The organism is Klebsiella sp. HMSC25G12, assembly GCF_001807705.1.
GTDB lineage: Bacteria > Pseudomonadota > Gammaproteobacteria > Enterobacterales > Enterobacteriaceae > Klebsiella > Klebsiella variicola.
In genome coordinates this window covers 156,809-176,696 of sequence record NZ_KV789904.1, presented here as the reverse complement: position 1 = coordinate 176,696, position 19,888 = coordinate 156,809, and the positions used below count along the sequence as shown (strand labels likewise).

The following is a 19,888-nucleotide window of genomic DNA, read 5'->3' as shown; positions in this document are numbered from 1 at the left end:
AAAAACAAATAACCTTATTGACTTTAAATAGCTGAAAAGAATAAATAGTTAAAAATCAAGGTATTCTTCCCCCCTCACCTCGCTCAGTCGCGACATTGCATCCCGCCTGGTCAAGCATTGCAGGCGTCAAACCCCAGTGAGATGGGGAAAAGCAGGTTCCTTGCAATAAGTAGAGCCAGAGGTTTGCTTTCAGAGCAACTCGCCCCATCTGCCACTGTTCGCCAGTCCAGGCCGCCAACATAAAAAAAGCCTGCTTTTCCAGCAGGCTTTGTTTTATACCGCGGCAGAACACCTCTTCCGGAAGGCGAACCAGCCCCTTTCAGCGCTTACGCCCCGGCCCACCGGCCATGTTTGTTAGCGCAAGCTTTCTTCCTTGAGGTCTATCTCCCGCAGCACTTCATAAAAGGTCGTATCACTGATGTTATGGGCGCGCCGCAGCCGGAACAGCTCCTGGCGCTGAGCGATAATGACCTCTCTTTGCATATACTTCTCCAGCCTGGCGCGCTTCGCCAGCTCCAGCCCGACGTCCTGCTCCTCGTCACTGTCGTTATAGTGCAGCCGCCGCTGGTACGTTTCCAGCAGCATATTGCCCGCATCGACCCGCAAAGCCTGCTCATTCGGATCGTCCACCGACTCGTCCAGCAGCGCATTCAGGCGGTTAATCGCCACTTCGGTCATCACCGCACCGATATTGTCTTTCCCGGTGTCATGGGGTAAATCATCGGCCAGATACTGGGTCATGTACGGCAGGCCGACGGCCGCCACGATGAGCGACATCAGGATCACCGCCATTGAGAGAAAGATCAGCAGTTCCCGCCCCGGAAACGGCGAGCCATCCGCCAGCAATACCGGTAGTGTCAGGATACCGGCAAGGGTGACGGAACCTTTTACCCCCGCCAGCGCCATGACGGCCATAATGCTGAATCGCGGACGAATAGTGATAGCCTTGCCCCGGCGCTTACGGCGGAAAATCGTCAGGGTCATCGACAGCCATACCCAGGCAAAGCGCATCAGGCCAAGCGCCAGGGTGATGGCCACCGCGTACAGCAGCAGATACCAGGGAGACGAGACGCCGGCCTGACTGGCCACCGCAGGAAGCGTTTTCAGCATGCGCGGCAGCTGCTCGCCCAGCATGAGAAAAATCATGCCGTTGAGGGTGGTCTGCAGCATGGTCCACACCGCGCTGCTTTTCATACGCGTCGCCGGCAGTCGGGGACCCGACAGCTGCTCATAGTGCATCGCAATGCCGGCGGCCACCGCAGCAAGAATGCCTGAGACATGGAACGCCTCGGCCAGCAAATAGGCAGCGAAGGGGATAAGCAGGCTTATCAGGATCTGAATTGCCGGCTCCTCGCGGGTGCGCCGCACGAGAAAGTTGTTGCATTTGCCGGTGACCCACACCACCACGAGGCCACTGAGGATCCCCCCAAACGCCATCAGGAAAAACTTCACCACTGCGTCTCCCGGCGAGAAGCTGCCGGTCAGCACCGCGGCGATGGCGAAGTTAAAGGCGACAAGGCCTGAAGCATCGTTTAACAGCGACTCCCCTTCGAGAATATGCGCCATCCTTGAGGGAAGCGGCGAGCTGGCGGTCATTGCCGATACCGCCACCGGATCGGTGGGTGACAGAATAGCCGCGAGGGCGAACCCCGCGGCCACGGTGATAGCCGGGATCAGCCAGTGTATAAACAGACCAATGCCGAGGATCGTCACCATCACCAGGCCTATCGCCAGCGACAGAATCGGCTTCATATCCCTGAAAAAGGCGTCTTTGGGGATCCGCCAGCCATCGAGGAAAAGCAGCGGCGGAATAAACAGCAGCAAAAAGATATGCGGATCGAAATCGACCTGAAATCCGCCGGCGGCCAGCGCAGCGCCTGCGGCGATCTGGATCAGCGGCAGCGGCACCTTAACGGGCAGAAGATGAGACACGAACACGGTCACGACGATGGCCATCATAAAGACCAACACAATAGTAATTAGCGACATTCGCCCCCTCCTCTGACGGCAATACTCATTCTGTACATCACGCTTTTATTCCTTTCCTTGCAGGTGTTGTTTCATCGCCGGTTTATTGCTTCAGACGCCGATAATAGAGGTCAGCAATCTCTGTATGATGGCGATGTTATTTAAACTACGGTGCGCCTCATGCCGAACCAGGGGTGACAATGTGTTTTATCGTACCGCCTTTGTCAATCCGCCATCGTCTGCAAATAATTGACAATCCGCGTCTGCGACAGCGCAATGCAGGTATCTCTGGCGCTCGTCTATCCCACCTGATGGTCATCACGGATCAATATATTTTTATATTATTAGTTCTTCTTATCGTATTTCGAATACGGATATTACCAGGCAACATAATAGAATTCGCAGAGTAATATTTCACTGCCGAAAACAACGGTTATCGGCGTACAGTGCCAGAACATGCTCATGCCAGGCCGCCTTCCTGACCCTGGTTTTCGACATCCCTCTCCTCCGCCACGCTGCGCTTGCCCCATCCCGGGTTTGGGCGTACCCTGACCGACAATTAAACCACACGGTCTAAATGATGAATCCCGATACCTCCGCCGTCCTGAAGCCCCGCCGCGGCCGTCCACCCAAGGTCGATCGCCAGTTTGACGATACGCGCCAGGCGCTGATTCGCTCAGGCCTTGAAGTGCTGACCGAAACGGGCTATCTCGCGGCAGGTATCGAGGCCGTTATCAGAAATATCGATGTGCCCAAGGGATCGTTTTATCACTGCTTTAAAAGCAAAGAGGCCTTTGGCCTGGCCGTGCTTAGCGCCTATGGCGACTTTTTTGCGCATAAATTAGATAAATTCCTGCTGGACGACGCCGTGCCGCCGCTGGAACGGATGGCGGCTTTTGTGCGTCATGCCGGCCAGGGGATGGAGAAATACCAGTTTCGCCGCGGCTGCCTGGTGGGCAACCTGCTGCAGGAGGCCCCGCTGTTACCCGACACCTTTCCCGGGCGATTAAAAGCGATCCTGACGGCATGGGAGTCGCGCGTGGCCCGCTGCCTGCACGAGGCGCAGGCTGCCGGAGCGATCGCCCGCGACGCCTCACCGGACGCGCTGGCCCAGGTCTTCTGGATCGGCTGGGAAGGCGCGGTGATGCGCGCCAGGCTGTGCCAGTCCGCCGCACCGCTTGACCAGTACTGGGAATTTTTTGCGCACAGTATGACAACAAAAACACCTGCACAGGACGGCGTTAGCGCCGATAACCCCCTTCCGACGAGGAATACTCTGTCATGAAAGCATTAGTTCTGGACCAGATCGACAACCGCACCGTCGCCGCCATCAAAGCGATCGACCTGCCCGCCCTTGCCGAAGGCGACGTTCGGGTCGCTATCGACTGGTCGAGTCTCAACTATAAAGATGCCCTGGCGATCACCGGCAAAGGCAAAATCATCCGTCAGTTCCCAATGGTGCCTGGCATCGATTTTGCGGGACGGGTGAGTGAAAGCCGCGATCCGCGCTTTGTTCCCGGTCAGGACGTGATCCTGACCGGTTGGGGCGTAGGCGAAAACCACTGGGGTGGCCTGGCCACCGAAGCCTGCGTCAAAGGCGACTGGCTGGTTGCCCAGCCGGCGGCGCTCAGCGCGCGCCAGGCGATGATCATCGGCACCGCCGGCTTTACCGCAATGCTGTGCGTTGATGCCCTCGTCAATGCGGGCGTCACTCCGGAAAGCGGGGATATCCTGGTTACCGGCGCCAGCGGCGGGGTCGGCAGCACCGCCGTGGTGTTGCTGAAAGCGCTGGGCTACCGGGTGACGGCGGTATCGGGCCGGGAATCGACGCACGATTACCTGCGTCAGCTGGGCTCCGGTGCGATCCTGCCGCGCAGCGACTTCGCGGAGACCCGTCCGCTGGAGAAACAGCTGTGGGCGGGCGCGGTGGATACCGTTGGCGGCACGATGCTGGCCAAAGTGCTGGCGCAGACGCAATACCGCGGCTGCGTCGCCGCCTGCGGTCTGGCCGGGGGCTTCGATCTGCCGACCACCGTGATGCCGTTTATTCTGCGCAACGTGCGCCTGCAGGGGGTGGACTCGGTGATGGTGCCGACCGCTGAACGCGACGCCGTCTGGCAGCGTCTGGCCCAGCTCCTGCCGGAAAGCTACTACCAGCAGGCGGCCACCGAAATCACGCTGGAGCAGGCGCCAGCGTATGCCGCAGATTTTCTCAGCAACACGATTCACGGCCGGACGCTGGTCAATATCGGCCAGTAATCCTCTTCTCCCGGCGCCCGTGGGGCGCCGGACTTCGAGAGGATCAAGGCATATCATTTCCTTCCCCACGGGATTATGATGACGCGAACCGATGCCTTTGCGAGTGGTAAAAAAGTAAATGGATGTCATAAGCATCATTATGGCGGCGGGTAAATCATCCGTTGACGTTGCGCTGTATACGCTGTTGCCGATTATGGTGATCATGCTGATCATCATGAAATATCTGGAGGTCCGCGGCATCCTCGATGTGATTGTTCGCTGGGTTACCCCGCTGCTGAAGCCCTTCGGCTTAACCGGGATGAGCGCCTTCGCCCTGATCCAGATTAACTTTGTCAGCTTTGCCGCCCCGCTTGCGACGCTGTCGATTATGGACAAACGCGGCGTCTCGGACCGGCAAATGGCCGCCACGCTGGCCATGGTGTTCGCCATGGGGCAAGGCAACGTCTTTTATCCCCTCACCCCTTTTGGTCTGCACTGGCTGGCCTCGATCGTTATCTCGGTGGTCGGCGGGCTGTGCGCGGCCGCCGTCGCCTGGCACGTCACCGGACGGCGCTTATCGGTCGCCGAGAATCCCCGCGCGGAAGCGCTGCCCAACGCCGAGCAAAACAGCCAGGGCATACTGGCGGTGATCAACAGCGCCGGCTCCGACGCCATCCGCCTGGCGCTCGGCGCAGTCCCGATGCTGATCCTGTCGTTAACCATCGTCGGACTGCTGCAGGGCGCCGGGGCCATTGACCTGCTACAGCAGGCGCTGAAGCCGGTACTTGGCTGGCTGCATATCCCGCAGAACTTTGTGCTGCCGGCGCTGGTGAAGTGCGTCGCCGGGGGCACCGCCTACTTTGGCGTCATTTCTGAGCTGATCCAGCAGGGCAAAGTGACCGTCAGCCAGGTCAACGCCTCGGCCGGCCTGCTGATCCAGACCTTTGACCTCCCCGGTATCGGTATTTTTCTCGGCATCAGCTCACGGTTTGTCCGCCTGTTCCGCTTTGTCGTTCCCGCGGCGATCGTCGGCATCCTGCTGCGTACCGTTCTGCACCTGATCCTGTTTTAACGCCTCTGCTCTGGCCTGCGCTTTCAGGCAGGCCGCCACCGCCGCCTGTTCGCCGCAGGTGATGTGCTCATCGACGCGCGCCAGCATCCACGGAAAGAAAGGATTGGAGGTGACGCGCATTAACGTCTCCAGCCCCACGCTCAGCGTTCCGGTTTCCCCTCGCAGTGAAATAGTGCCCAGGCTGATGCCGTAGCGGTTCTTCTCGTCCGGCTCGCGACCATACAGCGAGTCGCTCAGGGGAAACGGCACCGCCACATGCGACAGAGAGTACATATCCGCCGGCCAGGCGAGATGCAACGGATAACGATGCTCATCCCGCTCCTGCGCCAGCGTGGTACGGGCGATGGTCTGCAGCGTGTGCGCCGTCGCGTTGGTCACCACCGTGGTGGTATAGGCCCGCGGCGCCGGGGGCAGCAGCGTATTGACTGCCGCATAGAGCGCGGGACGGAACAGGACCCGGAGATCCGCCGCCTGGTTAATATCGAACACCACCAGCTCGCTGCCGTTATCCGGCAGGTAGCGATACAGGGACTCCACCACCGCGCGGGTGCTGACCGTGGAATCCATCACCGACTGAAAGGTCAGGACCGGCGGCAGCGCTTTCAGCTCGCCCTGACGGGACGCGCGGATAATCTGCTGCTGCAGCGCCTGGCTCAATAACCAGGACTGTCTTGCCGCCTTGACCGGAAAGGAGTTGTACTTGAAGGGATTAAACTCAGGCGCCACGTTCAGCCAGGCCGCGCGGGCGAACGCCGGGAAGATGGACGGCAGCCCGGCGAGGCCAGCGAAACGGGCAAACGCGGTCACACCGATCATCGGCGACAGCAGGATAATCTGCTGCGGCTGGCGCAAGTGATTGTCTTCCAGGCTATCAAGAGCATACTTGAGCGCCAGCGCGCCGCCGTTAGAGTAACCGACCAGATGCAGCGGCACGTCCGCCCCGGCCAGGCGCGTCGCTTCGCGCACTGCCAGACGCGTCGCCGCCAGCCAGGTCTCCCAGTCCACCGCCGTTAACGCCCCCGGCGCGGTGCCGTGTCCCGGCAAACGCGGCACCACCGCCACATAACCCCGCTGCTGCCAGAGTTGCGCCAGATAGCGCACGCTGTAGGGCGAATCAGTCAGGCCATGGAGCAGCACCACGCTGCCGCGCGGCTTGCCCTGCGGCAACAGCACAAAAGAACGATTCCAGTCCTGCTTAAACTGCCCCGGCCAGACCCGGCTGTGACGATAAAAGCGGTTGACCGGGGTTTTATCTTCCTCCGGCAAAGCCTCTGTGACCTCGTGCTGGAGATCGGCGAAAATCGTCTTCTCCCGCGCCAGATACTGGGCAAAGGTCGCCTGGTCGATCTCTTCGGCCGACATCTCGTTGGCGCTCCAGGTATGCCAGCGATGCAGGGCCGGGCCACGCTGGGACTCATAGATCCGCCCGGCGAGAAAGACCACCAGCAGCACCAGTACCGCAATGATCCCTTTTTTTAGCAGTGAGCCAATCACGGCGCCCGACGTTCGCCAGTGGCGTAAAACATGCTTCATGACGCTCCCTCTTATATTTTTCGCGTAGCCGAACTCATCTGCCCTATTCCTGACAGGCTATTTTCACTGTCTGCTTCTCAGCATAGTCATCGGTTCCGGCAAATTAAACCCGGCAGATCATTCATGTTCGGTGAAAAAAAGCCTACCGATGAGATCAACGTTCGGTCGCGTATTTTTAAACACTGTATAAACCAAGGGGATAATCTTATTGTCAGACCTTGAGGAAACATGAATTATCGGCAGGGACGCGATCAGGACAGGAAGATATAGATGGAGTGGTGGGTAAAAAAAGTACGAAAAAATTCAATGACCAGCTCCTGCTGTGTCGTGCTGCAGAGCGGTGCGCTGGAGATGATTGCGGAAATTGAAGCTTGTCGCCTCCACCTGCAGGAAGGCGATAAACTCACTCCGCTGGCCAATGCTCGTTATTGTCTGAATAATAACCCGGCGCAGACGTTGAAGATCCTCAAAGCCACTCATTATAGCAGTGAGCGCTGGGCCAAACTCGGCGGATAAAGAGCACGTCCGGCCCTTAGCCAGTTATAGTCTCAGTATCTTCGCATCCAATATATAAATTCCCCTTCGTCCTTTTCACGCTGTGACATACTATCGGGAATGTCAGCAGACCTGAAACAAGGAGCGAATAATGAATCACAAGGCCGCCAGTCTGACCCCGGAACAAGCGCTTGCCGAGCTGGAAGCGCGCTATGAAGCCTCGGTCACGGCGTTACGCAAGGCCATCGGCGACTATATCGACCATAATACGCTCCCTGATACCGAAGCCCGTGCGGAAGGCCTTTTTGTCTACCCGCAGCTGTCGGTCTCCTGGGACGGCGCCGATCATAAAGCCCTCAAAACGCGCGCCTGGGGACGTTTCACCCATGCCGGTTGCTATACCACCACCATTACGAATCCGAAACTGTTCCGCCACTATTTGCTGGAACAGCTGACCCTGCTGTATCAGGACTATGGCGCGCATATCAGCGTCGAGCTGTCGCAGCATGAGATCCCCTATCCTTATGTGATAGATGGCTCCACCCTGACCCTCGACCGCTCGATGAGCGCTGGTCTGACGCGCTATTTTCCCACCACCGAGCTGTCACAGATTGGCGATGAGACCGCGGATGGCCTGTTCCACCCTACCGAGTTCTATCCGCTGTCGCACTTTGATGCCCGCCGCGTCGATTTTTCGCTGGCGCGTCTGCGTCACTACACCGGCACGCCGGCGGAACACTTCCAGCCCTACGTGCTGTTCACCAACTATACCCGCTATGTGGATGAGTTCGTCAGCTGGGGCTGCAGCCAGATCCTCGATCCCGACAGCCCCTATATCGCCCTCTCCTGCGCCGGCGGGATCTGGATCACCGCGGAAACGGAAGCGCCGGAACAGGCCATTTCCGATCTGGCGTGGAAGAAGCACCAGATGCCAGCCTGGCATCTGATCACCCACGACGGCAAAGGGATCACCCTGATTAACATTGGCGTCGGCCCGGCTAACGCCAAAACCATTTGTGACCATCTGGCGGTACTGCGCCCCGATGTCTGGCTGATGATTGGCCACTGCGGCGGCCTGCGTGAAAGCCAGGCTATCGGCGACTATGTGCTGGCCCACGCCTATCTGCGCGACGACCATGTGCTGGATGCGGTACTGCCGCCAGATATTCCGATCCCCAGCATTGCCGAAGTGCAGCGTGCGCTGTACGATGCCACCAAGCAGGTGAGCGGGATGCCCGGCGAGGAGGTGAAGCAGCGGCTGCGTACCGGAACGGTGGTCACCACCGACGACCGTAACTGGGAGCTGCGCTATTCTGCTTCGGCGCTGCGCTTTAATCTCAGCCGCGCGGTGGCTATCGATATGGAGAGCGCGACCATCGCCGCCCAGGGCTATCGCTTCCGCGTGCCTTACGGCACGCTACTCTGCGTCTCGGACAAGCCGCTGCACGGTGAAATCAAGCTACCGGGCCAGGCCAACCGTTTCTACGAGGGCGCTATCTCCGAGCATCTGCAGATAGGCATCCGGGCGATCGACCTGCTGCGCGCCGAGGGGGATCACATGCACTCGCGTAAGCTACGCACCTTCAACGAACCGCCGTTCCGTTAACCGGTGACACAGGGATAGAAAGGAAACACGCTGGCGTTCCCTGCAGGGGATCGTCAGTGCCGGGATGAGCGAAACGAACACGGCCCGGCGAGAACTTTGGATGTGCGTCCACAGGGAAGCGTGGCGCGCAGAAAAGCAAAAAGCCTGCTCGAAAGCAGGCTTCTTAAATGTGGCTCCTCTGACTGGACTCGAACCAGTGACATACGGATTAACAGTCCGCCGTTCTACCGACTGAACTACAGAGGAATCGTGTGAACGGGGCGCATATTATCGATGACGCCCGGCGCTGTCAAAGCCTGTTTTCAATAAAATGAATCGTTTGCCGAATTATTCTTCACTTTGCGCAAAAAATGGCGTTCATCCCCGCAAACGGCTCAGGTTTCCTCCGACGTGGCCTTCACGCGCGGGTACTTCCACAGCCAGCGACCGCTCACCATGCGGAAGTAAAACAGCACGCCGCGCACCGCCCAGTCGAGCACCATCCCCAACCACACGCCTATCACGCCCATCCCCAGCACGATACCCAGCGTATAGCCCGCCACCACCCGGCAGCCCCACATGCCCAGCATCGACACCCACATGGTATAGCGAACGTCGCGGGCCCCCTTAAACGCGCAGGGTAAGGTCCACGACAGCGACCAGATTGGCATAAACAGGGCGTTGAGCCACAGCAACTGCTTCACCACCTCTTTCACGTCGTCTTCATGGGTATAGAACGAGGCGATAAAGCCGGCGAACGGGGCGCTGCCCCAGGCGATCAGCGTCAGAATGATCGTCGACAGCCAAAATACGTGCCAGGCCTGGAATTCAGCCTGACCAATCTGCCCTTTTCCCAGCCGCTTACCGGTGATGATCGTCGAGGCGGAGCCGAGGGCGTTGCCCGGCAGGTTAATCAGCGAGGCCACTGAAAAAGCGATAAAGTTGCCGGCGATAACGTTGGTACCCATCCCGGCGACAAACATTTGGGTCAGCAGCTTGCCGCCATTGAACAGGACCGATTCGATACTGGCCGGGATGCCGATCCCCATCACCTCCCAGATAATGGCGAAGTTAAAGGGTTTGAAGTAGCCCTTCAGCGACAGCCGCAGCGCCGGATTGAGACCCACCATCAGCACCCAGATAGTGGCTATCGCGCCAATATAGCGGGCAATGGTCAGCCCAAGACCGGCGCCGACAAACCCCAGCCCCGGCCAGGAGAAGATGCCGTAGATGAGCACGCTGCTGATTAAGATGTTGAGGATATTCATCCCGCCATTGATCAGCAGCGGGATTTTGGTGGTTCCGGCGCCGCGCAGTGCACCGCTACCGATCAGCGCAATCGCCGCCGCCGGATAGCTCAGCGCCGTCAGCTCAAGATAGGTCAGGGCCAGGGCCTTGACCTGCGCAGTGGCGTCACCGGCGACAAAATCAATAATCTCCTGCCCAAAGGCATGGATCACTCCCGCCAGCAAAATGGAAAACAGCGTCATAATGGCCAGCGACTGACGCGCGGCCGCTCTCGCCCGCCGCCGATCGCGCTTGCCAAGGCTAAAAGCCACCACCACCGTGGTGCCAAGATCGATGGCGGCAAAGAACGACATGATCACCATGTTAAAGCTATCGGCCAGCCCCACCCCGGCCATGGCCTCTTTTCCCAGCCAGCTGACAAGGAAGGTGCTCAATACCCCCATCAACAGCACACAGGCATTTTCCAGCAGAATGGGGACAGCGAGAGGGCTGATTTCGCGCCAGTACAGCACACGATAACGCTGACGTTTTTTAAACCAGGATGTCCGTTCGACGGCCTGGCGTACGGCGGAGGTGACGTTCAAGAGAGACCTTAGTGAGAGATGTTGAAACAACATTTCAAATGATGATTGAGAAATGGATATCCTGCAAAGTATTTTTCCCGAATAATTGTCGGAAATGACAACAAATTGTTGATGGAAGCGGCAGTTGCACCTGAACAGGCGAATTGATGTTTGACAAAAGATTTTTCGCCGCTAAGATACGACTCCACACGATTCCTCTGTAGTTCAGTCGGTAGAACGGCGGACTGTTAATCCGTATGTCACTGGTTCGAGTCCAGTCAGAGGAGCCACATTTAAAAAGCCTGCTTTCGAGCAGGCTTTTTGCTTTTTTGCGTCACTGACGTTAACTGAGAATCGCGTCCAGCCTGGCAAGCACTTCATTGACAACGGCGTCAGGTATGCGTTCCAGACGCTTGCCGTTCCGGGCCGCCATATCGATAGTTCTGGGCTGGTCGCAGCGAATAACGCCTGTTGTTTTGGTCCCCGACTCTTCCAGTGAAACCGTGAAGCCTGCTGTACGTGCAAAGTTTCCGCCGCTGGTGACGGGAACCACGACCGGTAGCCGGGTCAGCTTGTTAAACGATGCCTTCGATACAATGAGGACCGGACGTTTTCCACTTTGCTCGTGGCCAGCAATCGGATCCAGTGAAACAAGCCAGATTTCCCCTCTGTCCATTTACAGAATCTCCTTGCCCACCGCAGGCGCATCAATCCATTCCCGATCCTCTTCGCTCATTTCGGCGTGCGGATCGCACTGCGCCAACAGTTCCTCAAGCGAATAATGGGGCCGTTTCTGCGGTTCAATAATCAGGCAGCCATTATCTATAGTCATACCCACTTCGCTGTCTGTCGACAGCTCCAGCGCTTTCAGCACGGCGGGAGGAACCGCCAGCATGATGGATCCGCCAACCTTTTTCAGGCGAGTTTTGTACATAGAGGACCTCCGAATATTATATTTTAATATAACATCCAGGGTGGATTGTGCACAATTACTCATCAGACTCATGTGATTTCCTTAGCGTAATAAACCGTCATCCATCGAACGACAGATCCGGCTGTTTTCAGCGGTGTGATGACCTGTAAAACGGCGACCATCCTGATACATCGGGCACTTCTCGTAGGTCAGGAAGCATTGTGTGCAGGCGAGAACTGATTTCGTTGTAAGAAGGCGATAATAGAAAACTAATTCTGGGGTTCAAAGGATTATGGCGAATCAGATAAATAAAATGCGGCGCTGCTTCCGTATCCGGGTTGCGCTGGAGGAACATCAGCGATAGCGCGAAGGCCAGATTTGCTCAGGCGCGATGCCCTTCCCTGCCGCCTCCCTACGCCCCGAGTATCCTCCGTGGACGCCCCCCAGCTCAGCCTGAAAAAGCCCCCGCCAGTAGGATGAATTCACTGCCGCTTGCGGGTGAGATAGCGTGGATTATCCACGCTATCTAACGTTATACCCGGAGGCACCATGAACCTCAGACAACAGCAACAGCAGGCGTTCGATCGCAGCGGAGAACCCCTTATCGTCGGCGACGTCAGCCATTGCCCGCTGCCACCCGAAACCCTCGCCGCACTGGGCCCCGATTCCCCTTATGTGGTGCAGGTATACGGCTCAGGCCTGACCGGCGAGGTTTACCGGCTGCGCATCGCCGGCAAGGAGTACAATTTAAAAAAACGACGCGCCATCGCCGGCGTCGCCAACCTCAACGGCCAGCTGTCGTTTTTAAATGAAGTGCAGCGCCGGCAGGCGTTGCAGCGGCTGAAGGATAACCCGGTCACCGCCCCGCGCTTCACCCACATCGTTCCGACGTTGTATGCCGATTATCGCCTCGGCATCCTGCTCTCACCGTGGATCGATGGCGAGCTGATTCACCAGTTGACCCCGCCGCTGATCGCCCAGCTATTTACGACCCTGGAAGCCTGTGAGGAACAGGGGCTGATGGAGTGGGATCTCTGTCGTGGAAATCTGCTGGTGGACCATCAGGAGCAGCTGTGGCTGTTCGATTTTGGCTACATGTATCCCTTCGATCCGCTCAGGGAATTCAACAGCAACGGTCTGGCCGATCCGCTGTTCCACTTTGTCGAGCGCTTTGAGACCCGCTTCTTTTTTAGCTGGCTGATGACCCAGGTTCCCGGCGCGGAGCAGCAGCTGGCGCACTATCGCGATCTGAAGCGGCTGGCGCTCGAAAGCTACCGGCGCAAGCTCGCCTGGCTCCGCGCCCGACAGGCCGCCCCGCAGGTGCAGGCCCATTTTCAGCAGATAACGGCGCGCTGGGCGTCGGCGCTGGCGGACCCAGCCGCGCTGAGCCGGTTATTTGCTGTGGAGGCTTTCCGCTCCCACGTGCTGGATATCGAAGACGATCTGCATGGCCAGTCGTGTACCTTACTCACTCTGCAACGTATCGACTGGGTGATAGGCCAGCTGGAACAGCATTATCGCTTTATCGCCGACGAAGGCGGTCTGTTTTACGATAACGAAGGCAAATCACAGCAGGCGCTGCTCAGCAGCTATGCGCAGAAGCGGCAGCAGGCGCAGCGGTACCTGCAGAACGCCTCCACGCCAGGTTAGCGACGCTCGCGACCCTGCTTCTGCTTCGCCTGGTACATCAGCCGGTCAGCGGTGGCCACCAGCGCGTTGAGACTGGGATGGCTGGCGGGATCGTACTCGACGCAGCCCCAGGAGAATGCCAGCTGCCAGGGGTGAGCCGCCTGCTGGTTGAAACGGGCCACGTTGTGACTGAGCGTCTCCATCGCTGTCGCGGCATCGTGGCGGCTGGTATTGGCGAACAGAATGATAAATTCGTCCCCACCCTGCCTGGCGAGGATATCGGACTCACGGAAGGCCGCTTTCATCAAATCGGCGATGGCGATCAGCGCGCGGTCGCCCTCTTCATGCCCCCAGGTATCATTGATGTGCTTGAAGCGGTCGAGGTCGACAAAGGCGAGGCTTACCGGCTCATGGCGGCGCTGGGCCGTCAGCAGGGCATACTCCGCCAGGGTAAGGAATCCCCGGCGATTAAACAGTCCCGTCAGCTCATCAGAGGTTGCTGCATCCAGCACCTTGAACTCATCCTCCACGATCGCCGCCAGATCGCTTAAGATCTGCATTTCATGGGCGGAAAATGAACGCGGCTGGTGATCCATCAGACAGAACGATCCAACGGTCGCGCCATCCGGCAGTTGCACCGGATACCCGGCGTAAAAGCGGATATACGGCGCCGCAATGACCAGCGGGTTATCGTGAAAGCGCTCGTCCTGCTGCATGTCGTTGACGATAAGCGGGTCGGTTTGCAGGATGGTATGGGCGCAAAATGAAATATCTCTCGGCACCGTGTCCACATCGAGGCCGGCACAGGACTTGATATGCAGGAGATCTTCCCCCACCAGACTGATGGACGCCACCGGCAGGTTATACAGCGAACGGGCAAGCCTGGTCAGGCGATCGAAGCGTTCTTCTTTTCCGCTATTCAACAGCCCGGAAGAGCGTAGCGATTGCAGGCGACGCTGCTCGTCGGGATGAAGTCCGGCTAATTTCATTGTCTCTCTCTTGTCTCTTGCGCAGAATTCTGCCGGGTTTCCACAGAGAAACCCGGCGTTTTATCCTGCCAGGGGGAAAATAGTCGTCAGGTATCCCATGAGTTAAGCAGATTTCCCCTGCTCGTCAACCAGCGCGCCCCGGCGACTGGCGACCAGGGCGCTGGCGGAATGCCATTAACGGCACTCTGCCCGGCAAAGGGGGAAGATCAGGCGCGGATAAACGCCAGCAGATCGGCGTTGATGGTATCGGCGTGGGAGGTGTGCATCCCGTGCGGGAAGCCAGGATAAATGATTAGCTGGCTGTTCGGCAGCAGTTTGTCCTGCAGAATGGCCGCATTTTTATAGGGAACCACCTGGTCGTCATCCCCCTGCATCACCAGCACCGGCAAGGTGATCGACTTAAGGTCTTCCGTCTGGTCAGTCTCTGAAAACGCCTTGATACCTTCATAATGGGCCTTGGCGCTGCCGATCATTCCCTGTCGCCACCAGTTCTGGATCGTCCCCTGCGACACTTCTGCCCCGTCACGATTGAAGCCATAGAACGGGCCAGAGGCGACGTCGAGATAGAACTGGGCGCGGTTCGCCGCCAGCGCTTTGCGGAAACCATCAAACACCTCGATCGGCGTACCGCCCGGATTCTGCTCGGTTTTCACCATCAGCGGCGGGACGGCGCTAATTAACACCGCTTTCGCCACCCGCCCCTGCGGCTGGCCGTAGCGGGCGACGTAGCGGGCAACCTGGCCGCCGCCAGTGGAGTGCCCGACGTGGACCGCATTGTGCAGATCCAGATGTTCCACCACCGCCGAAACGTCCGCCGCGTAATGGTCCATATCGTGCCCCTCGCTAACCTGATCGGAGCGGCCATGACCCCGACGGTCGATAGCGATGACCCGAAAACCTTCGGCAAGGAAAAACAACATCTGGTTATCCCAGTCGTCGGCGCTCAGGGGCCAGCCGTGATGAAAGACAATCGGCTGAGCTTCCTTTGGACCCCAGTCTTTGAAGTAAATGTTGACGCCGTCTTGGGTGGTGACAAATGCCATGTTACAGACTCCTCTTTCAGGATAACCAGCCTGCAGGCCCGTGCCTGGGCTGAACGCCGACGGCGGCCGGCAGGAGTGCCGACCGCACAGGAATGTGATGCCTGTAACAGTGTAGAAGAAATTTGTCACCACGCCGGGTGACTTACCCCGCTCGCTTCATTTGCCGCCGGACTCCGTTACGCCGCACTCTCCAGCTGCCTGATGCGCACGATCAGCGCGCCGAGCAGCGACAGGTCCAGCAGCACGGCGAAGGCGAAGCACACGCCGCTGCGCCCGGCCCCGGCAGTGTGTTGGGCCAATAGCGTCGCCGCGATGACAACGACCACGCTCAGCAGCGTTGCGCCACCGAGTCTGGGCCCACACTGCATCGACCGTCCCGCCGCAATCCGCCAGGCGACAGCCGCCCCCGCCCCGCCACACGCCACGCCCGGCAGCATGGCGGGCCAGTCCTGCCCGCCATACCAGGCCACCAGCGCCAGCAGCCAGCCGGCCGCCGACAGCAGAAAGGCCCAGCGCGTCGCCGCCAGGGGCGAGCGATAAAGCCAGGAATGCCCGCGTGTGGATCCCCACCCGGCGCCGCAGGCGGCGCTCAGTGCCGTCAGCAGACTCAGCGTGCCGGTCACTCCGATAACGGGAACCATGTTTAACAGCAAGGCTCCGGCGGCAAAAGCCACGCTCAGGGCGATGGCGCGGCCACGCGGCTCGATAATCCCCGCCGCGTCCGCGGCGGTGTAGCGGCTTACAACGTGCATAATTGACTCCTGACAGGCGAAGAAGCATGAATTTAATTCATGCCACTGTCTTTACATGCCCGTAGCCTAGCGCCACTATATTGCCTTACACAAACGCATAGTTTTCAGCCATAGATGAGAAAAACTCAGCCATGAAAACACCCCGTCTACCGCCGCTGGGGGCGCTGCGCGCCTTTCATGCCGTCGCCCGCCACCGCAGTTTTAAACAGGCCGCCGGGGCGCTCGGCGTCAGCGCGACGGCAGTCAGCCATCAGATTAAACTGCTGGAGTCGGTGCTGGAGTGCCGGGTTTGCGAACGCAGCGCACAGGGGGTCAGTCTGACTGCCGATGGCGAGATCCTCTACGCCGCCACGCAGCGCGCTTTTAGCGCCCTGGAACAGGCCGTCGTCCAGATCGCTCATGCCCGTCAGCCACCATCCTTAACTGTCACCACCACCTCCAATTTTCTCACCCACTGGCTGGTGCCACGGCTGGCGGACTTTACCGCCCGCTTTCCGGCTATCGACCTGCGTCTGCACACCAGCGTCGAACGGGTGGATCTGCAACTGGGTACCGTGGACGCCGCGATTCGCTATCGTGAAACGCCGGAGCCGGACCTGTGCTGCACGCTGCTGTATGAAGATCGTTTTATCGTGGTCGCCAGCCCGTCCCTGGGCCTCGCCCGGCCTGAAGATCTGCAGCGGGTGACGCTGTTTCACGTCGCCAACCGCCGCGTGCCGGCCGACTCGCCAAACTGGGAGAACTGGCGCCGCCGCTATGGGCCGTCGACGCTGAATATTGATGCGGGGTTAACCTTTAGCGATGAGACCCATGCCCTGCAGGCGGCGGTGGCCGGCCAGGGGGTGGTGATCGCCAGCGAACTGCTGGCGCGGGATCTGCTGCAGCGCGGGGTGTTGTCCGCGCCGTTTAGCTGTGCATTACCGGGCGCCTGCTACTACCTGGTCACCACCGAGTCAGTGGCGCAGCGCGCGGATATTATCGATCTACGGGAGTGGCTGGTCGGCCAGATGGCATTAGGTGACGGTCGCCATCCGGCGGAAGAGTAGCGGGCTTACCAGCCGCAAACGTTGGTCTCTTCATCGGACTCGTAGCCGCGAACGATATTGATCAGATCCTTCACCGTATCAGCGGCGGTGAGCGGGTCGCGCAGCGCCGCCAGCGAGGAAAAGGTTTTATCAACCGAGACGCCGTTATTATTATTGGTGACGGTTAACACCCACTCCTCTTCTTCATTGCCAGCTGGCAGGTCATCCAGCAGACTATTTACCGCCTCCACCGCGTGCTGCGGAATATAAAGCGCCATCGGTTTGAGATATATTTTTTCGCGTTTTTCCTGACGCTGGCCATTCTCAACTGCCAAGGCATAGCCTTTATTTTCGCTGTTCATCTCTTGTTATCCCTCGATGAGAATTTTCGGATCGACGTAAAAGTCGACATTAAAAACCGTGTCCTCGCTGAGCGCCTCAATACAGTGCCATTTCTCCGGCGGAAAAACGCCAAACTGCCCGGCTTCAATGGTCAGCGTTTCAACAGGCTCGGGGCTGGTTTCATCGGCATAGCCGAGATAGCGGATCGCCCCCTGCATCACCGAGAGACGAGGATAGACGCCCTGCCGGGTGCCGGCATCCAGATGGCGACGCCAGATAGAGGCCGGGGCGGTCTCCCTGGTCCACAGCGGCGTGCTGCGGGTGTGAACGTAATGGGTGGGAATAATGATTCGCTGCATGATGGTGCCTCACTTTACCGTCTCAAATGCGACGTTCAGAAATAGCCTATATGATGCATATCATATACCCCTTTTAAACGCTAAGGATATTATTTTGTTGCTGCTTTTACCGTCTACTCCTTTTTATACCTCTCAGGGATTAGTGACGCGGTAAAATAAAAAAGGCGATTTCAGGATCCTGAAATCACCCGGAGAATAAAAGTAAACGCGTTAAAAATTTGTTAGCGCAGCGGACTCGGCTTGCCGATTAAATACCCCTGGACCAGGTCGCACCCCAGCGCCTGCAGCGAGGTCAATTGCTCTTCGGTTTCCACGCCTTCCGCCACAATACGCATATGCAGACTCTTCCCCATACTGATAATCAGGCGAACGATATCCAAATCGTCTTTTTGCTCCGGAATATTGATAACAAACGAGCGGTCAATTTTGATTTTATCGAACGGGAAGTAGCTTAAACGCGACAGAGAAGAATAGCCGGTACCAAAGTCATCAATGGAAATCTGAATGCCCTGCTCGCGCAGCTGGCTGAGAATTTCCAGCGAACGGGTATTCTCATTGAACACGTCCGACTCGGTGATCTCCAGATCCAGGCGTCGCGGATCGAGGCCGGTCTGCTGCAGCACGCCGATAATGGTATCGGTCAACGACGTGTTCATCAGTTGAATCGGCGAAACGTTGACCGAGACTTTTAGCGGCGTCGCCCAACTGGCCGCTTCGGCGCAGGCGGTTTTCAGCACCCACTCGCCGAGGGTATTGATCAGGCCGATTTTCTCCGCGACGGGAATAAACACCGTCGGCGGCACAACGCCGCGCACGGGATGGAACCAGCGAACCAGCGCTTCATAGCCGTAGATTTCACGCGTGACGGTATCGGCGATCGGCTGGTAGTAGACTTTAAATTCGTCATGGGCCAGCGCCTGCAGCAGGTCATCTTCGAACGATTTATTCTCCTGCAGGCGCTGCAGCATGCCCGGCCGGAAAATTTGCACATGACCGCTGCCCTCTTTTTTCGCCTCGTACAGCGCAAGGTCAGCACACTTGTACAGATAATCGGTCCGGCTTTCGCCGTCAGAGATAACGATCCCGATGCAGGCGTCGATATTAATCTGCGCATCGTAGATCTGATAGGGCTGGCTGATCTTCTCCCGGATAACATTGGCGCGCTCGAGGGCCATCTCTTCAGTCAGATCGTAAGAGAGCATCGCGAACTCATCGCCGCCAAGGCGATACAGCGTCTCGGAGGTTTTACGGAAAAAAGAGAGACGACTGGCCAGATCCTGCAGCAGCTTATCGCCAGCATCATGGCCGAGGGTATCGTTCACATCCTTAAAGCTGTCGAGGTCGAACAGCATCACCACCGCGCACCCCTGATAGGGGCGCACCTGGTTGACAATCTCCTGCAACCGCTGCCAGAAAGAGAGACGATTCGGCATACCGGTCAGCGAATCATGGTAGGCATCGTACTGCAGTCGGCGGTTCTGTACCTGCAACTTCTCTTTCGAGGCCTGCAGATCGTTGGCCAGCGTCTTCATGCGCACATGGGCGCGACGCAGGTTATTATTCTGCCGGAGCATCAACAGGCCGAGGGTAATACACATGGCGATCAGCAGAATGGAGATCACCGAGTAGATATAATAAAGATGCTGGATTTTATCATGCGTGATATTAACGATATTAATATCTTGCGTCAGGGTGGCGGCGGCCATTGAGGTCAGGGGGCCATCCAGTTCACTCAACACCGGCAGGATCTGTTTGACCTGCTCCGGCGTCATGGTATCAACTTGTTTATCAAGCAGATGAAGATTACGAATCAGCGTCGCGACCACCGCCTTCCGCTGTTCGCTTTTATTAATAAATTTACCCAGATCGCCCTGCTGCAGGAGTTCGATCTGGCTCATCATGATCTCCAGGCGCAGGCGCACCTCATCGTGGTCCGCCCCTTCGGCCCCGATCGCCATTCCCGCCAGACGAGACTCCAGTCGCATATATTCCGACACCATCTGCGACATTGACCAGGAGTCTGTATAGCGGGTAAATTTTTGCAACTCACTTTGTCGCTCATGCACCAGATAGGTAATATATCCGGTAACAATAAATAACGACAAAATAATAGCCGTGAGTATTCGATTCAAGA

18 protein-coding genes, 2 tRNA genes and 2 pseudogenes are annotated in these 19,888 nt (G+C 58.1%); 9 read left to right on the top strand and 13 right to left on the bottom strand.

The features are described 5' to 3' along the window. Positions 1 to 354 precede the first annotated feature (354 nt). The gene (locus tag HMPREF3096_RS18055; RefSeq protein ID WP_012541138.1) at positions 355 to 1,989 is read right to left on the bottom strand and encodes a Na+/H+ antiporter; all 1,635 of its coding nucleotides are present in this window, start codon (positions 1,987 to 1,989) and stop codon (positions 355 to 357) included. A gap of 559 nt (positions 1,990 to 2,548) precedes the next feature. Here HMPREF3096_RS18055 and HMPREF3096_RS18050 point away from each other — a divergent pair. The 3 genes and pseudogenes from HMPREF3096_RS18050 to HMPREF3096_RS18040 all read left to right on the top strand — a co-directional run bounded on the left by HMPREF3096_RS18050 (position 2,549) and on the right by HMPREF3096_RS18040 (position 5,278). Next, positions 2,549 to 3,374: pseudogene (locus tag HMPREF3096_RS18050) on the top strand (TetR family transcriptional regulator C-terminal domain-containing protein). Beyond that, positions 3,265 to 4,227, top strand: coding sequence for an MDR family oxidoreductase (locus HMPREF3096_RS18045; RefSeq protein ID WP_227538824.1), 963 nt, complete (start codon positions 3,265 to 3,267; stop codon positions 4,225 to 4,227). The pseudogene HMPREF3096_RS18050 and the gene HMPREF3096_RS18045 overlap by 110 nt, the downstream one beginning before the upstream one ends. Before the next feature lie 118 nt (positions 4,228 to 4,345). Continuing rightward, positions 4,346 to 5,278, top strand: coding sequence for a nucleoside recognition domain-containing protein (locus HMPREF3096_RS18040; protein WP_064144066.1), 933 nt, complete (start codon positions 4,346 to 4,348; stop codon positions 5,276 to 5,278). Here the strand turns inward: HMPREF3096_RS18040 and HMPREF3096_RS18035 are convergent. Then, positions 5,189 to 6,811, bottom strand: a complete 1,623-nt coding sequence (locus tag HMPREF3096_RS18035) for an alpha/beta hydrolase (RefSeq protein ID WP_064144065.1) — start codon at positions 6,809 to 6,811, stop codon at positions 5,189 to 5,191. The two genes, HMPREF3096_RS18040 and HMPREF3096_RS18035, sit on opposite strands and share 90 nt — an antisense overlap. Positions 6,812 to 7,081: 270 nt before the next feature. Between HMPREF3096_RS18035 and pmrD the strand changes: the two genes are divergently transcribed. Together pmrD and HMPREF3096_RS18025 are read left to right on the top strand one after the other, a co-directional pair. Continuing rightward, positions 7,082 to 7,327, top strand: coding sequence for a signal transduction protein PmrD (gene pmrD, locus HMPREF3096_RS18030; RefSeq protein WP_008804171.1), 246 nt, complete (start codon positions 7,082 to 7,084; stop codon positions 7,325 to 7,327). A 130-nt stretch (positions 7,328 to 7,457) separates the two neighbouring features. After that, positions 7,458 to 8,912, top strand: a complete 1,455-nt coding sequence (locus HMPREF3096_RS18025) for an AMP nucleosidase (protein ID WP_008804170.1) — start codon at positions 7,458 to 7,460, stop codon at positions 8,910 to 8,912. A gap of 170 nt (positions 8,913 to 9,082) precedes the next feature. Here HMPREF3096_RS18025 and HMPREF3096_RS18020 read toward each other — a convergent pair. The 3 genes from HMPREF3096_RS18020 to HMPREF3096_RS31920 all read right to left on the bottom strand — a co-directional run bounded on the left by HMPREF3096_RS18020 (position 9,083) and on the right by HMPREF3096_RS31920 (position 10,911). Further along, a tRNA-Asn gene (locus tag HMPREF3096_RS18020) sits at positions 9,083 to 9,158 on the bottom strand. A gap of 128 nt (positions 9,159 to 9,286) precedes the next feature. After that, positions 9,287 to 10,723 carry an EmmdR/YeeO family multidrug/toxin efflux MATE transporter gene (locus tag HMPREF3096_RS18015; protein ID WP_016161429.1) on the bottom strand — a complete coding sequence of 479 codons (1,437 nt, stop codon included), beginning with the start codon at positions 10,721 to 10,723 and terminating at the stop codon, positions 9,287 to 9,289. A gap of 8 nt (positions 10,724 to 10,731) precedes the next feature. Next, positions 10,732 to 10,911, bottom strand: a complete 180-nt coding sequence (locus tag HMPREF3096_RS31920; RefSeq protein WP_219995231.1) for a DUF5951 family protein — start codon at positions 10,909 to 10,911, stop codon at positions 10,732 to 10,734. Positions 10,912 to 10,916: 5 nt separating this feature from the next. On the opposite strand from HMPREF3096_RS31920, the gene HMPREF3096_RS18010 reads away from it, so the two are divergent. Then, a tRNA-Asn gene (locus tag HMPREF3096_RS18010) sits at positions 10,917 to 10,992 on the top strand. Positions 10,993 to 11,045: 53 nt separating this feature from the next. Here the strand turns inward: HMPREF3096_RS18010 and HMPREF3096_RS18005 are convergent. Together HMPREF3096_RS18005 and HMPREF3096_RS18000 are read right to left on the bottom strand one after the other, a co-directional pair. Beyond that, on the bottom strand, positions 11,046 to 11,378 hold the full coding sequence (locus HMPREF3096_RS18005) for a type II toxin-antitoxin system PemK/MazF family toxin (protein ID WP_070544538.1): 333 nt from the start codon (positions 11,376 to 11,378) through the stop codon (positions 11,046 to 11,048). Then, a complete protein-coding gene (locus HMPREF3096_RS18000) occupies positions 11,379 to 11,636 on the bottom strand; it encodes an AbrB/MazE/SpoVT family DNA-binding domain-containing protein (RefSeq protein WP_012541132.1) in 258 nt (85 codons plus the stop codon). A gap of 528 nt (positions 11,637 to 12,164) precedes the next feature. Here HMPREF3096_RS18000 and HMPREF3096_RS17995 point away from each other — a divergent pair. Continuing rightward, the gene (locus HMPREF3096_RS17995) at positions 12,165 to 13,265 is read left to right on the top strand and encodes an AarF/UbiB family protein (protein ID WP_022065756.1); all 1,101 of its coding nucleotides are present in this window, start codon (positions 12,165 to 12,167) and stop codon (positions 13,263 to 13,265) included. On the opposite strand, the gene HMPREF3096_RS17990 is transcribed toward HMPREF3096_RS17995, so the two are convergent. The 3 genes from HMPREF3096_RS17990 to HMPREF3096_RS17980 all read right to left on the bottom strand — a co-directional run bounded on the left by HMPREF3096_RS17990 (position 13,262) and on the right by HMPREF3096_RS17980 (position 16,028). Next, on the bottom strand, positions 13,262 to 14,233 hold the full coding sequence (locus tag HMPREF3096_RS17990) for a sensor domain-containing diguanylate cyclase (RefSeq protein WP_048293502.1): 972 nt from the start codon (positions 14,231 to 14,233) through the stop codon (positions 13,262 to 13,264). The genes HMPREF3096_RS17995 and HMPREF3096_RS17990 overlap by 4 nt on opposite strands. Positions 14,234 to 14,439: 206 nt before the next feature. Beyond that, complete coding sequence (locus HMPREF3096_RS17985) at positions 14,440 to 15,276, bottom strand: alpha/beta fold hydrolase (RefSeq protein ID WP_008804155.1); 837 nt, start codon at positions 15,274 to 15,276, stop codon at positions 14,440 to 14,442. Between the two features lie 176 nt (positions 15,277 to 15,452). After that, positions 15,453 to 16,028 (bottom strand): hypothetical protein, encoded by a 576-nt coding sequence (locus HMPREF3096_RS17980; RefSeq protein WP_012541129.1) that lies wholly within the window; start codon positions 16,026 to 16,028, stop codon positions 15,453 to 15,455. A gap of 131 nt (positions 16,029 to 16,159) precedes the next feature. Between HMPREF3096_RS17980 and HMPREF3096_RS17975 the strand changes: the two genes are divergently transcribed. After that, positions 16,160 to 17,074 (top strand): LysR substrate-binding domain-containing protein, encoded by a 915-nt coding sequence (locus HMPREF3096_RS17975; RefSeq protein WP_032735983.1) that lies wholly within the window; start codon positions 16,160 to 16,162, stop codon positions 17,072 to 17,074. Between the two features lie 5 nt (positions 17,075 to 17,079). Here the strand turns inward: HMPREF3096_RS17975 and HMPREF3096_RS17970 are convergent, their stop codons facing one another. Both HMPREF3096_RS17970 and HMPREF3096_RS17965 read right to left on the bottom strand, forming a co-directional pair. Continuing rightward, entirely contained in the window at positions 17,080 to 17,415 is a 336-nt protein-coding gene (locus tag HMPREF3096_RS17970; RefSeq protein WP_016161436.1) for a DUF1869 domain-containing protein, read from the bottom strand. 6 nt (positions 17,416 to 17,421) lie between these two features. Next, positions 17,422 to 17,754, bottom strand: a complete 333-nt coding sequence (locus HMPREF3096_RS17965) for a TehB family protein (protein WP_008804152.1) — start codon at positions 17,752 to 17,754, stop codon at positions 17,422 to 17,424. 97 nt (positions 17,755 to 17,851) lie between these two features. On the opposite strand from HMPREF3096_RS17965, the pseudogene HMPREF3096_RS31215 reads away from it, so the two are divergent. Next, positions 17,852 to 17,979, top strand: a pseudogene (locus HMPREF3096_RS31215) (hypothetical protein). On the opposite strand, the gene HMPREF3096_RS17960 reads toward HMPREF3096_RS31215, so the two are convergent. Continuing rightward, positions 17,976 to 19,886, bottom strand: coding sequence for a putative bifunctional diguanylate cyclase/phosphodiesterase (locus HMPREF3096_RS17960; protein ID WP_023322938.1), 1,911 nt, complete (start codon positions 19,884 to 19,886; stop codon positions 17,976 to 17,978). The pseudogene HMPREF3096_RS31215 and the gene HMPREF3096_RS17960 sit on opposite strands and share 4 nt — an antisense overlap. Between the last annotated feature and the right edge of the window lie 2 nt (positions 19,887 to 19,888).